The organism is Paenibacillus sp. P3E, from assembly GCF_001909045.1.
GTDB classification, from domain to species: domain Bacteria; phylum Bacillota; class Bacilli; order Paenibacillales; family Paenibacillaceae; genus Paenibacillus_AQ; species Paenibacillus_AQ helianthi.
In genome coordinates this window covers 68,243-82,448 of sequence record NZ_LVWH01000114.1, presented here as the reverse complement: position 1 = coordinate 82,448, position 14,206 = coordinate 68,243, and the positions used below count along the sequence as shown (strand labels likewise).

Here is a 14,206-nt window from a genome sequence, read left to right as displayed (position 1 = left end):
CTGACAACTGTCCCGGCTTATTGCAATGCCTGTATGACCCGCTCACTGATCCGCTGGTAACCGTTGCCATTCGGGTGAAAATGATCGCTCGACAGATACTTGTCCAGATGCCGGTTGAACAAATCAAAGGTGGGAACAAGCGTCATGTTGCTATGCTTATTAATAATATCCATCGCTGCGTTATTCCAGGCCGTTACCGCTTGATTACCAGGCACGAGCAGCTCGGGAACATCTCCAAATGGATTATAGAGCCCCAGATAGTAGATCTGCGCCTCAGGATTAATCTCTGAAATACGTTCGAGAATGGTATTAAGCCGTTTCGCCGCTTCAGGCAATGCTGCCAGCAGGGAATCAGGAGATATTTTATCATTCCCTTCTGCGATACCCGCACCTGTACTTACACCTGTACCTTCCTCCATGCTTCCAGCTTTCTGACCTTCCGTATCCGGTACCGCAATCTGCTGGCCTTCACTGCCGCTTCCCAAAAGGTCAGCCCCTCTGAAAAGGTCATTCCCGCCTATGGACACCAGTATCACGTTAGACTGGCGAAGCGCATATTTCACGCCTTCCTGCTGCAGCTTGCTCTGCAGACCTGCTGTTGTCAGACCGTTGATCCCCATATTGCCGATCAGACTTGTCTTGCTTCCTTTTGCTGTCAAGCCGTCTAACGTGCGCTTCACATACCCGCTGCCTTCATTATCGCCTGTTCCTTTGGCCAGTGAATCGCCTAATGCCACTATTCTGATCGTTTCTCCGGCAGCAGAGACTGGAGCAGCGGTCTGCTCCGGTAGAATAGTTAGTGTGGCTGCTCCTTTTGGGTACAGCACATCTTTTACCGCATACACAAACCCGACGAGTAAAATGATTGTAGCCGCTATGGAAATCAAGCTGACTGCGCGCCAGGTCCATTTGGAATCGTTCAAAGCTATCCCTCCGTGTGCCGTTCTATTCTGTATTGTTCCACATTTTACAAACTTCTTAACTATGTAGATAAACATAATTCTTCTATGTTCAATTTGCAAATACTGAATGCAAGAGGAAACGGATACCCCCCTTCAAAGGACGGTACCCGTTTCAGCGTAGAAATATAACAATGATTGATACCTTAATACATATTAATCCTTATATTCTTAAAAAAACCGCTCCCCGGCTGCGCCGGAGAACGGTTAAATGCTGATACAGCTGCGGTTTCTCTTGGGATTGAAAGAGGAACCGTTATACCTTGCAGGGATTGAAGCTTTTGAAGCTTACTTGCCGATGAACTCTTGTACCCAGTAGTTATTGTCAAAACCAACGCCGATATAATTGAAATTCGCACTAAGAATGTTGGCCCGGTGCCCGGTGCTGTTCATCCAAGCGGTCATGACTTCCTGAGGTGTTTTTTGTCCCATAGCGATATTTTCACCTGCATACTGATAAGTCACGCCGAAAGAAGACATCATGTCAAAGGGTGATCCGTACGTTGGAGACGTGTGGGAAAAGTAATTGTTCGAACGCATATCTGTTGCCTTGGCTGCCGCTACCTTGTTAAGGCTGGCTAGTGCTGCTACAGGCGCAAGTCCAGCTGCTGCGCGTTCCTTATTGACCAATGTTACGATCTGCTGGGTAAATGCAGCAGTTCCGGACGTATCTGCCACTATTGGCGCAGCTGTTGCTACAGGTTTGGCTGTTGCTACGGGTTTAGCCGTTGGTGCTGGTGTTGCCACAGGCGTTACGGGCTGAACCGCAGGCGCTGGTGTTGCGGCAGGCTTCGCTGTAGCTGTTGGAGCTGCTGCTGCCGGATTTGTAACAACAGGCTGAAGCTTCGTAAAAGTTACCGTGGAACCGTCCAACGAAAATCCGTTTGTGCTGTATTGTTTCAGATATTCCATGAATTGTGCAAAGTTAGTGGTCTTTATGGTCATCGTCTGAGTTTCCGATGCTGCATTTGCTTGTAATGGAAGAGAGATGCTAAGCGCCATAACAGCCGCTACACTTCCACCAATCACTGCTCTTAAAGTCTTGCTCTTCATTCTGCCATCTCCTTGTTCTTGTTGTAGTGTGGTCTTCTGCCAAGAGTCGCTGAATCAAATATTACAAAGTTGTAATTTGTTCCTTAGTCATTGTAACACAAATCTATTTGCTGTGCGCTTCTAAATTCTGGGGATTAGTAGAGTTCAGACCGCTTGTCCCGTCTAGCGGCAGACTGTATAAGGCTTGTATTCCGCGAAAAAAAACGGCAACACCGCTCCTTCTGGAACGGCAGCCGTATATTTTGTTAAATTTTCTTACATTATATACCGGGACAGGGAGCTCCTCTTAGTGAAAAGACTGCCAGAACTCCCCCTCGGTTGAGATGAGTCCCATAATCTCCGCATAAGGAATACGGAACGTAGGAAATCCGGCAGCATACGGCGCAATTTCATAAGGGGCAAAATACAGATATAGTGCCTCTTCATCCACGTAAAACGGCTGGTCTGCGGTAATGCCCTTATAGGTATTGGGAAATACATAGGAGTACTGGGGATCATTCGCAATCTGCTTACCGACAATATCACTAAGCTTCTGCACATATTTACTGCCCGGTTTGAACAAATCGCCGAGCCTATAAAATTTACCGTTTCGCAGATTGATATGCGTATAGATTTTTGTCGGCATCCCGTGTGCTGCTCCGAATGGGAAGCGATACCCGTTCAGCTCCAGGACCAGGAGATTTTTACGGAAGAAGGATACGTTAAAATCACCGGTATAGCTGAAATCCTGAGCCGCACCGCCTGTCCCTGCACCCTCAGCCAGAGAAAGGCTGCGCAGCTTGTCGTTCACTACTCTGGACACATCCGTAATAGCAATGCCTTCCACCACGGGATAATAGACCAGATAGTCTTTGTTCGGCTTATATTTTTTCTCCAGTACGGAATATGGCGGCCGAAGCGGAATCACACTGTTTTGTCTCCATACCTGTTTGCCGCTGCGGTCATGATAAGACGTGCGCAGATCTACATCCGCCCGGATCAGACTTCCGCTGAAGGACAGAGTGCCAGCACCAGGGATAACGGGGGGCTGGGCGGCCTTTTGGCCGCTTTTATCGATAAAATAAGTCTCTTTGGCATCATATACGGACGCCAGGCTATTCTGATAATTGTTCACACCGAGCAGGGGATGATTGCTGAGGATCCTTCCGGTTACCGCATCTGCGATGACATAACGAGACCCGATGTAAGGCCGGGCAGCATCCAGGGGGGTTCCGAGTGCAACGCGATCCTCGCCAAGCTGCAGCACCTCGTAATAGGTGGCCGGGATGATCTGTTGTCCCTTCATATCAATCAGCCCGTAGGCATTACCGTAATCAGCTGCTGTATTGATGACCGCTCTTCCCCCGGAAAAAGGCAGTGCAGCGGTAAATTGCGGCTGTATTGCAATCGTTCCATCCGTGCGGAGATAGCCGTATTTGCCGTTCTCTTCTGCCTGAAACGCCAGCAGTCCGTCCCCCGGATACCCCACAAACGGATAGTGATAAGAATGCAATACCGCTCCCTGCGGATCGATCAGTGCAAATTCTCCATCTTTGATTTTGACGAGTGCCGTTCCACCCATAAAATCACCAGCATCCTCATATACGGCAGGCAGTACCTCTTTGCCCTGCGCATCCCAGTAGCCATAGCGGGAAGTACCTGTGGTGCTCTGTCTGGAAAAAAGCGCCCGTCCTTCATGCAGCGAATTCAAATAGTCTGCGCGGGCGGAAGTGACCTCTTTGCCTTTTTCATCAATCAGGGTATACCCTTTCGCATCGGAGACTACAGCCCGGCCCTCGGAAAAGGGGGCAATAAAGGAATAGACGGGTTTTACCTTCTCCTTTCCGGTGCCGTCAATCAGCCCGCTTCTGTCTTTACGCTGCACTATAGCCAGACCGTTCGGCTGAAAATCCTCGGCATAGTCGTATCTGGGCTCAATGGCTGTCCGGCCTTCATTATTAATGTATCCCCACAGTGTGCCCTCTTTCAGCTTGAAAGGCGCAGGGTGCAGCAGATCAGCCCTCAACGCGCTCTCCTCTACTTCTGGGAGTACAATCTGCGGTTCGGGAGGTTTACGGAAATAGTCCACCCGGTACAATCCCTCTACCGCGGGGATCGTTACGAACAGCTCGTCATCTGCCCGGATAAAATCCTCTTCCTGCTGGGGAATGCACTCGTTCCAGCCGATTCCGTCCCACCGCCATACTTCAGTCTGGACAAGGCCGGTATCCCAGCCTTTACCCAGCTCATTCAATTTGATCCTCAGCATCCATTCGCTCCCCTTTACCATAACCTTATACCTACAGGATATGGGCAGGGGCGGATTTATGTGCCTAAGCAGGCAGGGTTCTATATGACATGTGGTGTGATCTTGAAATTCATGGCGACCTCGCATACTATAGACATAACATTTTTGTATAACTTCGGCGATAAGGGCCGGGGGTCTCTACCAGGAACCGTAAAATCCTGATTACAAAAAAATGCCGGTGTGCATTTTTTTGTGATCAGGATTTTTGGCATACCTTAACACAGACAAGGAAGTGAAACCTATGAGTAACAGTACGAAATCCCTGCTCACAAGACGCATTCAGGTGGCAGGCAAGAAAATCCCGGCGGACCTTGTAATCAAAGGCGGAACCATAGTCAATGTATTCACTGGTGAGCTAATGGAGGGCGATATTGCCATTGTGGATGGATATATTGCAGGAATCGGCTCCTATGAAGGCAAACGGACGGCAGACGCCTCCGGAAAATGGATTATTCCCGGCCTGATCGACGGGCATGTTCACATTGAGAGCTCCATGCTGACTCCCAAGGAATTTGCCAAAGTGGTGTTGCAGCATGGAGTTACAGCAGTAGTCACCGATCCGCATGAAATCGGCAGCGTGGCCGGGGTAGAGGGTATTAAATACATGCTGGAGCGCTCCAGAGACCTGCCGGTGGATATTTACGTCATGCTCCCCTCTTGTGTGCCGGCAACGAAGTTCGAGAGCTGTGCAGCCCGGCTGGAGGCCGCTGACCTGAGCCCGATGTATGCCGACCCCATGGTGCTGGGACTCGCAGAAGTAATGGATTTCCCCGCGCTGGCAGGGCCTGACACAGGGATGCTGGATAAGCTGGCCGGTGCACTTGACCATGGGAAACGGATCGACGGGCATGCTGCCGGGATTGCCCGGGAAGACCTCAACATCTTCCGTTCAGCCGGCATCCGGACAGATCATGAATGTGTCCATGCAGAGGAGGCCAAACAACGCCTTGACCTGGGCCTGTATCTAATGATCCGTGAAGGAACCGCCGCCAAGGATCTGGAAGCCCTTTTGCCCGCCGTCACTGCAAAGAATGCGAGACGCTGCCTTTTCGTGACCGACGATAAATTAATCGATGATCTGCTGGAAGAAGGCAGCGTGGACCATAACATCCGGCTCGCCATCCGCAGAGGCCTTGATCCCATCACAGCCATCCAGATGGCAACGCTGAACACAGCGGAATGCTTCGGGCTTCAAGACAGGGGCGCTATTGGACCAGGATACCGGGCGGATCTGGTGCTGCTGGATGATCTGAATTCACTATCCATCTCTCAGGTCTTTAAACAAGGCGAATGTGTTGTTGACAATGGAAAGCTGGTTACAGGAGCTTTCACAGAAAATACAGCAGCTGAGGTTCAAAGTTCAATTGCCGAGAGCTGCCGCCTGGCCAATGTGGAAAACGGTGATCTCTCAATCCCTCTAGAGTCCGGCTACTGCAATGTTATCGGAATTATTCCAAACTCAATCGTAACCCGCCACCTCAAGGAACAGGTTCAGATTCGAAATGGCTGCTTCGCCCCTTCTGTTCAGCAGGATCTGCTCAAATTAGCTGTAGTGGAAAGACACAACCGTACCGGGAATATCGGTCTGGGTATCGTAAAAGGCTTTCAGTTCTCCAAAGGTGCCATCGCGGCAAGCGTAGCTCATGATTCACATAACATTATCGCCGCCGGTGTTTCCGATCTGGAGCTGCTCACCGCCATCCGCCACATCGAAGCTATGAACGGCGGACTGACTGTAGTATCCGGTGACAAAATTCTTGCCTCCCTGCCGCTTCCGGTAGCAGGACTCCTGTCCGAGCAGGGCTATGAACAGGTCTATGCCGAGATGAAGCAGCTGTACGCCGCCCTTCGTGAGATCGGTGCACCGGATCACTTCAATCCTTTCCTGACCTTATCCTTCCTGGCCCTGCCGGTCATTCCTGCGCTCAAGCTGACAGACCGGGGTTTATTCGACTTCGCCTCTTATTCGCATATCGGGATTGAGGTAATAGACTAGGGCATGTTTGCTTAGATATTAAGAATTAATTTGGAGGGAGTGAATAATAACTTGCCATTCCCTGTTGTCACCAGAGAGCTTGCTGAACGGATCGAAAAATCAGAAATTGATTATATGGTTTCCAGAGTAGAAGCCATACGTGAACGAGCGGGCAACCCTGAAGGAGCCGAGATAGAGAAATTTGGTAATACAACGGCGATATATGTTAAAACAATGCCATGGGGGGCTTTTAATACCGTTAAAGGCATCACACTTGATGATATAGACCAAGTGGATGAAATTATTCATTTTTATCATGAACGTGACAGACCTTGCCAATTTGAAATTATCCCTTCTAAGTCCAGCCCTGAGCTACTTCAGTATTTATCCAGTAAAGGTTTTTATCAAAACACGTTCCATACATCTATGTATGGTATTCCAAATGAGGTTTATCCGGACTATCCATCCAATATATTCATTCGTGAAATAAATGAAGACGAATTCGAACTATATGGTAAGTTACATTGTTTGGGAAGCGGTTTAGCGGAAAGTGGTTCAAAGTACGTTGCAGCAAATAATAAAGTATTATTCAATCGCTCCGGATGGCGTATTTTCCTTGGATTCGTAAATGAAATTCCTGCCGGTGTTGCGGTAATGTATATCCATAGCGGGATTGCATCCTTGACCTTTGCTGCCACGCTTCCTGAGTTTAGAGGACAGGGTCTGCAATCAGCATTTTTAGGTAAGCGCATGTACGAAGCAGCATTACAAAAATGCGAGTTAGTTGTAGGTCAATGTGCGTATACTTCGACAAGCCAGAACAATATGGAAAGAGCAGGAATGAGAATTGGCTACATCAGAGCTAATTGGGTGAAGAAAGGAACTTGATGCTGCTTTTCACGCCTTAATCACCTCACTGGCATCATGTTCCAATAGACTCCCTCAGCACTACAAAAAAAGCGTTTGCCGGATACCCAGCAAACGCTTTTTATACTGCCCCTCCCCCTCGCGAAGCGGGAAGGGGAACTACCTAAGGTGATGCAAGTGGCGGAGGGGAAGTTTGGAGCTGTAGGAGCGATAGCGTCCGCCTTTGTCCTCGGATTTCTACCGCTGCCAGCGGTTCAAATCAGGAAATCCGAGGACAACAGCGGCCGAAAGCCCAAACACTCACCGTAGCCACGCCCCAATCACCTTAAGTAGTTATTGTTGTTGTTTCGCTTACTTCTTCGACGAATATTTCCGCATATCAAACGATACCGCCGCAATAATAATCAGACCTTTGATAATCAATTGGTAGTAAGGGCTGATGCCGATAAAGGTTAGACCGTAGTTGATCAGGGTGAAGATAATTACACCGACGAGAACGCCCGGCACCGTACCGATACCGCCTGTAGTGGATACGCCGCCGACTACGCAAGCCGCGATGGCATCAAGCTCGTACATGTTACCGTAGTTGTTTGTTGCGCCGCCTGTTCTGGCAGCCTCAAGCACACCAGCCAGACCGTACAGGGCACCAGCAATAGCGTAGATGTAGATCAGGTTCTTGGATACGTTAATCCCGGATACCTTGGCAGCCTGCATGTTGCCGCCGATAGCGTACATGTTTTTGCCCAGCTTGGTTTTGTTGAAGAGCACCCATACAATGGCGGCGACTACAAGGGCTATGATGACAATGTACGGAATAGAATATTTTCCTTCACCTATAAAACCGGAGCCTATTTTGGTGAAGTCAGGACGCAGACCGCCGATCGGCTGCGATTGGTTCGGGTCCATATCAAAGTACAGAGAGTTCAAACCGTATACAATCAGCATCGTACCAAGTGTAGCGATGAATGGTGGAACATTTAGCTTGGAGACGATAATCCCGTTAATGAGACCACAGAGCAGACCGGCAACGATAGCGATTAGGATTGGAAGCCATACCTGCACCTGCGGAAGATCAGGGAAGAACCGGCGTGAATAATCCGGAATTTGCAGCATCGAAGCGGAGATAACCGCCGTGAACCCTACAACACGTCCTGCGGATAAGTCCGTACCGGCTGTGATCAGAATAAAGGCCACACCCAGAGCGATAATTACACGTGTGGAGGATTGAATCAGGACGTCACGCAGCGTATTGATGGACATAAAGCTTGGCTCATAGATGATAATACCCATGATCAGCAGTACGAGTACGATATAGATCGCGTTTTGAGTGACAAAGGATTGAGCTTTTTTAACGTTCATTAGTAGTTTCCCCCTTAATGCTGTGCAGCGAGACGCATAACTTCGGTTTCCGTAGCCTGCTCGCCTTCTAGTATTCCTGTCAGCTTGCCTTCAGACATAACCATTACGCGGTCGGACATTCCGAGCAGTTCCGGCATTTCCGAAGAGATCATGATGATGCTTTTGCCTTGCTTCGCCAAATCGGCGATGATCGAATAGATTTCGAATTTGGCCCCGACGTCAATCCCGCGGGTTGGTTCATCCAGCAGCAGTACCTCAGGCTCGGTAAGCAGCCATCTGGCGAGCAGCACCTTTTGCTGATTCCCCCCCGATAAATTCATAATCTGCGTTTTCGTGGTGGGTGTCTTGGTACGCAGCTTTTCAATCATCTTATCGACTTCAACCTTTTTCTTCTTGCCGTCAAGCAGCAGATATGGCGTCTGGTAACGGTCCAGATTGGCAATAGCCCCATTCTCATGAACGGACAGCACCGGGAAAATACCTGTTACCCGGCGTTCCTCGGTAAGCAGTGCCAACCCGTGTTTTTTGGCATCCTGCGGCGACTGGATATTAACCTTCTTGCCAGCAATGGAAATGCTTCCGGATTTTATTGCACGAAGTCCGAACAGGGCCTCGATAACCTCCGTACGCTGTGCGCCGACCAGACCGCCGACACCCAGAATCTCACCGCGTCTGAGCTCAAAGGATACATCCTTGAACGATCTCGGTTCTGGCGATGTAAGCCCTTCCACTTTCAGGAAAACCTCACCGGGAACGTTAGAGCGTTCAGGGAACCGGTTCGTGAGGTCGCGGCCGACCATTCTGGAAATAATCAGATCTGTTGTCAGCTCTGCTGAAGGCCAGGTACCGATTTTTTTGCCGTCACGCATGATCGTCACTTCGTCAGAAATCTCGAGGATTTCCTCCATTTTATGGGATATATAAATAATGGACACGCCTCTTTTTTGCAGATCCCGGATAATCCGGAACAAATGCTCCACTTCCACACTGGTCAGCGAGGAGGTAGGTTCATCCATTACAATAACGCGTGAATGAAAAGAGACGGCTTTCGCGATTTCGATAGATTGGATTTTGGATACAGACAGTTTGCCTACCAGGGTTTCGGGATTCAGATCGATATCCAGATCCTTGAAAAGGTTTTCAGTGTCAGTAAACATTTTCTTGTGGTCAATGAACTGAATCGGTCCGAACCCTTTCGTCGGAAAACGCCCCAGCCAGATATTCTCCATCACATTGCGGAACGGCACAGGATGCAGCTCCTGGTGTATCATGGAGATTCCGTGACCCAAAGCATCATTGGAGTTGGTGATATTAGCCTTTTCACCATCCAGAAAAATCTCACCGGCATCCGGTGAATAGATCCCAAACAGACATTTCATGAGTGTAGACTTGCCTGCGCCGTTCTCACCCATCAGTGCATGGACCGAACCCGGCCTAACCTTCAGGCTGACGCCGTCCAGCGCCTTTACACCGGGAAATTCTTTGGTAATATTGTTCATTTCCAGCAAAAATTCAGTTTTTGCCATGTTGTTACGCCCCCTACGCTATTTTTCTTTTTCCATGAGAGGCACAGCGGTTCCCTTCTGCTTCCTACCCGTAAGGAATTCCGGGGAGCAGTTTTCCACTCCCCGGCTTTATTTGTATTAAGCTTTATTTCGCGTCAGCTACATTATCTTTAGTGATTTTTTTGTAGGAAATCCATACGTATTGGTTGTCTGTGATGTTAAAGCCCACATTTTCTTTGGTAGGCGTTTCACCTTTGGCCAGCAATGCAGCCAATGTGATTGCAGCTTTACCTTGGTTGTTGGCATCATTCAGCACCGTACCAAGCATGGTTCCGTCTTGCAGCGCTTGAACAGCTGGAGCCGTCGCATCTACCCCTACAACCGGCATATACTTGTTGCCAGTGAAGTATCCCGCAGCTTTCAGAGCTTCAATCGCGCCGAGGGCCATATCATCGTTGTTGGCAAGAACGGCTTCAATCTTGTCACCGTGGGAGCCGAGGAAGGCTGCCATTTTTTCTTGTCCTTTTACACGATCCCACATGGCTGTGTCTTCAGCCAGTTTCTCTACCTTGATGCCGGCATCTTCGATGGCCTGGATGGAGTAGGTGGTACGCAGCTCGGCATCCTGGTGTCCAGGTTCGCCTTTCAGCATTACATATTGGAGCACGCCGTCTTTGTTCTTATCAGCTTCTGGATGAGCCTTCCAGTAGTCTACAATCAGCTGGCCGGACATCGTACCGGACTCTTCAGCCTTAGCGCCTACGTAGTATACTTTATCCCATTTCTTCATATCTTCTGGAAGCGGTTCGCGGTTCAGGAATACTACCGGAATATTTGCTGTTTTGGCTTTATCGATAATTACGCCTGCTGCTGTGCGGTCAACCGGGTTGATCAGCATGCCGTCGTATTTCTTTGTGATGAAAAGGTCCACCTTGTCGTTCTGTGTAGGCTGTGAGTTCTGGCTGTCTACGATGTCTACAGTAGCGATGCCTTTGGCAGCTGTGTCAATGGCATTGCGGACACCGGTCATGAACGTATCGTCAAATTTGTAGATAGCCACGCCGACCTTTGGAGTCTTACCAGCAGCACCGGAGTTTGCACTGTTGGTAGCTTTTGCAGCGTTGCCTGTATTGTCAGTCTTAGCATTATTGTTGCCGCCGCAGCCTGCGAGAGCTGCACCAAGCAAAGCACTAGCTAGTAAAACGGAAGTGATTTTTTTCATAATTATTTGACCTCCTGATATATGTTTCTTTTTAGTTGTGCCCAGTATGTCCCGGGTACATCCTTATTATGCCCGACGTGAAAGCGGTTGCGAATATAAAATCCTACTCATTTTTATAAAAATTCTAATGATGTGAGCCTTCTACCGGACAAAGGGAAATAATAACTTCTGGTTCTCCGGCCATAACATGTTCTCCAGGTCGATCAGCTTCGTGCCGGTATCCACACGTTCAGGCACTTCAATGCCTTCAGAGGCTTCTACGGCATATTTGACGGCTAAATATCCGTTGCTGAAAGGATTCTGGATGACGGTGGCCTGAACCGTCCCATTCTGCAGCAGCTCCATCATGGACGGAGAACTGTCAAAGGCGACCATCTTCAACTGACTAAAACCCAGCTCCTGAATCACATTGCCTGCACCCTGTGAAGCCGTTTCATTCAGGGTGGCAATGCCCCGGAGATCAGGATGGTTCAACAGCATATCCCGGGTCAGTTGTTCAGCGTCGCTAGTATTGGATGAAGTATAGGAAATCTGAACGACCTCAATATTGGGAAACCGGGCAGCATAGTTCAGAAAACCCATCTCCCGTTCGTTCGCATCCCGTGCACCATAATCAATCGATCCGGATGAGCCTTGGTGTCCGGTGGAATTTGTGAAATTGATGATGCCGATCTCCCCGTAGCCATTTAAAAGCTCAATCAGCCTTTCTGCAGATTTCTGCCCGGCTTCATAGCCGTTTGAGCCCACATAGGTTTTGACCTTGGCTGAACCTACCTCCGCATCTACTGAAATTACAGGAATCTTATAATATTCGGCCTGGTCCACCACCTGCGCGAGCCCCATATAACTGCTGGCTGCAAGTATAATTACATCAGCCTTCTGCTTGATGGACTCCTCTACCATCGTGATTTGCTCGTCGATGTCGCTCTCCGAATCCGGCGCTTTGAACGTCAGCTTCACATTGAACTCCTTGGCAGCGGCCTCCGCACCCAGCTTCACAGTGTTCCAGTAGTCGCCTTTGTTCATTTTTACAATCATATGGACGTTGTGTGTTTTGGTTGTACTGATGTATGCCGGAGAAGTACCCAGGCAGGAAGTGACCATAAACCCCAACACTAAGCACACCAGTAAAACAACCCCTAAGCGTAAGTTTCTCATTGTACGGATTCCTCCTTTCCTTCTTCTGGCCCCTCCTGGGCCCGGACCGCAGGAAAGATGACCGTAACTGTTGTCCCTTCTTCAATCTCACTCTCAAAGGTGAGTCCGTATTCCCGTCCATAGACAAGACCGATCCGTTCGTTCACGTTCCGGACTCCTACACCTGATCCGCCGCTGGTTTTACCGCCGCTCAGAATCGTTTTCAGTGTCTCCTGATTCATGCCAAGCCCGTTGTCACTGATCCGGATAACAATCATCCCCTCCTGCAGCTCTGCAGTAATAGTAATCAGTCCTTCATCGGGCATCATTTCAATGCCATGGTAGAGGGCATTCTCCACAATCGGCTGCAGAATCAGCTTGATCGTCTGGTACGTCAGAACCTCGTCCTGTGCCTTAATCTCATAGCGGAATTTGTTTTTGAAGCGGAAGCTCTGAATGACCAGGTAATGCCGGATATGATCCAGCTCCTCCTGCATGGTAATCATATTTTTCCCTTTACTGAGACTGATGCGGAAAAATTTCGACAGGGATTGGATCATCGTCACCACTTCATCCGTTTTGCCTCTTTCCGCCAGCCGGATGACCGAATTCAGTGTGTTATATAAAAAATGAGGGTTAATCTGCGATTGCAGCACCTCCAGCTCACCCTTGCGCTTGGTTTCCTGCTCATAGATAATCTGGTCCATGAGTTGCCTGATCCGCTGCAGCATCATGTTAAAGCGCCGGGACAGCTGTTCAACCTCATAAGCACCGCTGACGTCAATCGGCGTGTTCAGATCCCCTTCTCCAACCAGCTTGACCGTCCGTTCCAGCTTACGGATGGGACTGGCAATCAGCCAGGACAAGAAGATTGATAACACGATTACACCTAGGATAACGAAACCCAAAAACCAGATCAAAAAATGGTTCAGGTCACGCTTGGTCGTCACAATCTCATCGTAATAGGCCACACCGACGATCTTCCAGCCTGTCTGGGCCAATGTGCGTACGGTGATAAAGCGTTTCTCCCCGGTAGATTCATCCAGATAGCTGCGGTATTCATACGCCAGCACCGGCTCTACATTCTCGTACTTCAGCCCGGCATAAATCAGCTGCTGCTGTGGATGGTAAACAATGTTGCCCTGCCGATCAAGAATGTAAGCATACCCTCTGTTACCCAACTTTACCTGTCGGCTGAGCTGATCAATTGTACGGAAATTGAAGTCGATTAGCAAAACACCTGTTTTGGTAATCCCGTTTTCTTTGTATTCAATCATCTTGCTGATGGAGACCACCCAGGTATAACGCCCCTTGAACAAGTTCTGTATATGTGGAGCAGAGTAGGAAATCTCAGAGCTTTTGATAGCCGAAGTGAACCAGCTTTGACTTTGCAGCTGGGTGTTGAGCCGCATATTCTGGCCCGGTGTGCCGACCACATATTTACCTTTAGGGGTGAACACCGCTACAGAAACGAGATCTTCACGGCTGCTCATCAGCGTATCCATCCGCTCCCCTAGCAGGGAAGAATCAATAGAAGGACTGGCTGTAATCTGCTTCTCCGCTGTTTCAAAAATACTTCCCATCCCTTTGACATACAGCTCCAGGTTATAATTCACCTGCTCAATAATCTGCTGCATGTTCATATTGGCATTCTTTTCGGCGGTTGCAGCAAATTTGTTGTACAGCATAAAACTAACGATCACTGCAATAAGGACAGTGACCGCCGTAAAGGTTAACGTAATAATGAGCTGGATACTCCGCAGCTTGGAGGACAAACGAAGCTTGCCCCGCTTGCGCGGCTGCGGGCGAAGCGGAAAAAAATAAGCCTTCGGCTTGTTCATA

10 protein-coding genes and 1 riboswitch are annotated in these 14,206 nt (G+C 49.1%); of the genes, 2 read left to right on the top strand and 8 right to left on the bottom strand.

All coding sequences use genetic code 11. The annotated features are described in order from the left end of the window. Window positions 1-17 precede the first annotated feature (17 nt). From A3842_RS10560 to A3842_RS10550, 3 genes are all read right to left on the bottom strand, one after another. The gene (locus tag A3842_RS10560) at window positions 18-923 is read right to left on the bottom strand and encodes a GDSL-type esterase/lipase family protein (RefSeq protein WP_074087694.1); all 906 of its coding nucleotides are present in this window, start codon (window positions 921-923) and stop codon (window positions 18-20) included. Between the two features lie 324 nt (window positions 924-1,247). Further along, a complete protein-coding gene (locus A3842_RS10555) occupies window positions 1,248-2,012 on the bottom strand; it encodes a CAP domain-containing protein (protein ID WP_074087693.1) in 765 nt (254 codons plus the stop codon). Between the two features lie 286 nt (window positions 2,013-2,298). Then, window positions 2,299-4,260, bottom strand: a complete 1,962-nt coding sequence (locus tag A3842_RS10550; protein ID WP_074101347.1) for a WG repeat-containing protein — start codon at window positions 4,258-4,260, stop codon at window positions 2,299-2,301. A 124-nt stretch (window positions 4,261-4,384) separates the two neighbouring features. After that, window positions 4,385-4,484, top strand: a riboswitch (purine riboswitch). Between the two features lie 56 nt (window positions 4,485-4,540). Here A3842_RS10550 and ade point away from each other — a divergent pair. Beyond that, entirely contained in the window at window positions 4,541-6,295 is a 1,755-nt protein-coding gene (gene ade / locus A3842_RS10545) for an adenine deaminase (RefSeq protein WP_074101345.1), read from the top strand. Window positions 6,296-6,334: 39 nt separating this feature from the next. Beyond that, on the top strand, window positions 6,335-7,162 hold the full coding sequence (locus A3842_RS10540; protein WP_083609551.1) for a GNAT family protein: 828 nt from the start codon (window positions 6,335-6,337) through the stop codon (window positions 7,160-7,162). A 330-nt stretch (window positions 7,163-7,492) separates the two neighbouring features. On the opposite strand, the gene mglC is transcribed toward A3842_RS10540, so the two are convergent. The 5 genes from mglC to A3842_RS10515 all read right to left on the bottom strand — a co-directional run bounded on the left by mglC (window position 7,493) and on the right by A3842_RS10515 (window position 14,205). Further along, window positions 7,493-8,500, bottom strand: a complete 1,008-nt coding sequence (gene mglC / locus A3842_RS10535; protein ID WP_074087690.1) for a galactose/methyl galactoside ABC transporter permease MglC — start codon at window positions 8,498-8,500, stop codon at window positions 7,493-7,495. A gap of 14 nt (window positions 8,501-8,514) precedes the next feature. Continuing rightward, the gene (locus A3842_RS10530) at window positions 8,515-10,026 is read right to left on the bottom strand and encodes a sugar ABC transporter ATP-binding protein (RefSeq protein ID WP_074087689.1); all 1,512 of its coding nucleotides are present in this window, start codon (window positions 10,024-10,026) and stop codon (window positions 8,515-8,517) included. A gap of 124 nt (window positions 10,027-10,150) precedes the next feature. After that, window positions 10,151-11,227, bottom strand: coding sequence for a galactose ABC transporter substrate-binding protein (locus A3842_RS10525; protein WP_143186237.1), 1,077 nt, complete (start codon window positions 11,225-11,227; stop codon window positions 10,151-10,153). Between the two features lie 141 nt (window positions 11,228-11,368). Beyond that, complete coding sequence (locus tag A3842_RS10520) at window positions 11,369-12,385, bottom strand: substrate-binding domain-containing protein (protein ID WP_074101343.1); 1,017 nt, start codon at window positions 12,383-12,385, stop codon at window positions 11,369-11,371. After that, window positions 12,382-14,205, bottom strand: coding sequence for a sensor histidine kinase (locus tag A3842_RS10515; protein ID WP_083609550.1), 1,824 nt, complete (start codon window positions 14,203-14,205; stop codon window positions 12,382-12,384). The genes A3842_RS10520 and A3842_RS10515 overlap by 4 nt, the downstream gene beginning before the upstream one ends. Window position 14,206: the final 1 nt, after the last annotated feature.

What these genes read in the sequence shown, in the direction of transcription:
- A3842_RS10555 (WP_074087693.1), bottom strand. Translation starts at nt 2,012, where the DNA reads ATGAAGAGCAAGACTTTAAGAGCAGTGATTGGTGGAAGTGTAGCGGCT.
- A3842_RS10550 (WP_074101347.1), bottom strand. Translation starts at nt 4,260, where the DNA reads ATGCTGAGGATCAAATTGAATGAGCTGGGTAAAGGCTGGGATACCGGC.
- ade (WP_074101345.1), top strand. Translation starts at nt 4,541, where the DNA reads ATGAGTAACAGTACGAAATCCCTGCTCACAAGACGCATTCAGGTGGCA.
- mglC (WP_074087690.1), bottom strand. Translation starts at nt 8,500, where the DNA reads ATGAACGTTAAAAAAGCTCAATCCTTTGTCACTCAAAACGCGATCTAT.
- A3842_RS10530 (WP_074087689.1), bottom strand. Translation starts at nt 10,026, where the DNA reads ATGGCAAAAACTGAATTTTTGCTGGAAATGAACAATATTACCAAAGAA.
- A3842_RS10525 (WP_143186237.1), bottom strand. Translation starts at nt 11,227, where the DNA reads ATGAAAAAAATCACTTCCGTTTTACTAGCTAGTGCTTTGCTTGGTGCA.
- A3842_RS10520 (WP_074101343.1), bottom strand. Translation starts at nt 12,385, where the DNA reads ATGAGAAACTTACGCTTAGGGGTTGTTTTACTGGTGTGCTTAGTGTTG.
- A3842_RS10515 (WP_083609550.1), bottom strand. Translation starts at nt 14,205, where the DNA reads ATGAACAAGCCGAAGGCTTATTTTTTTCCGCTTCGCCCGCAGCCGCGC.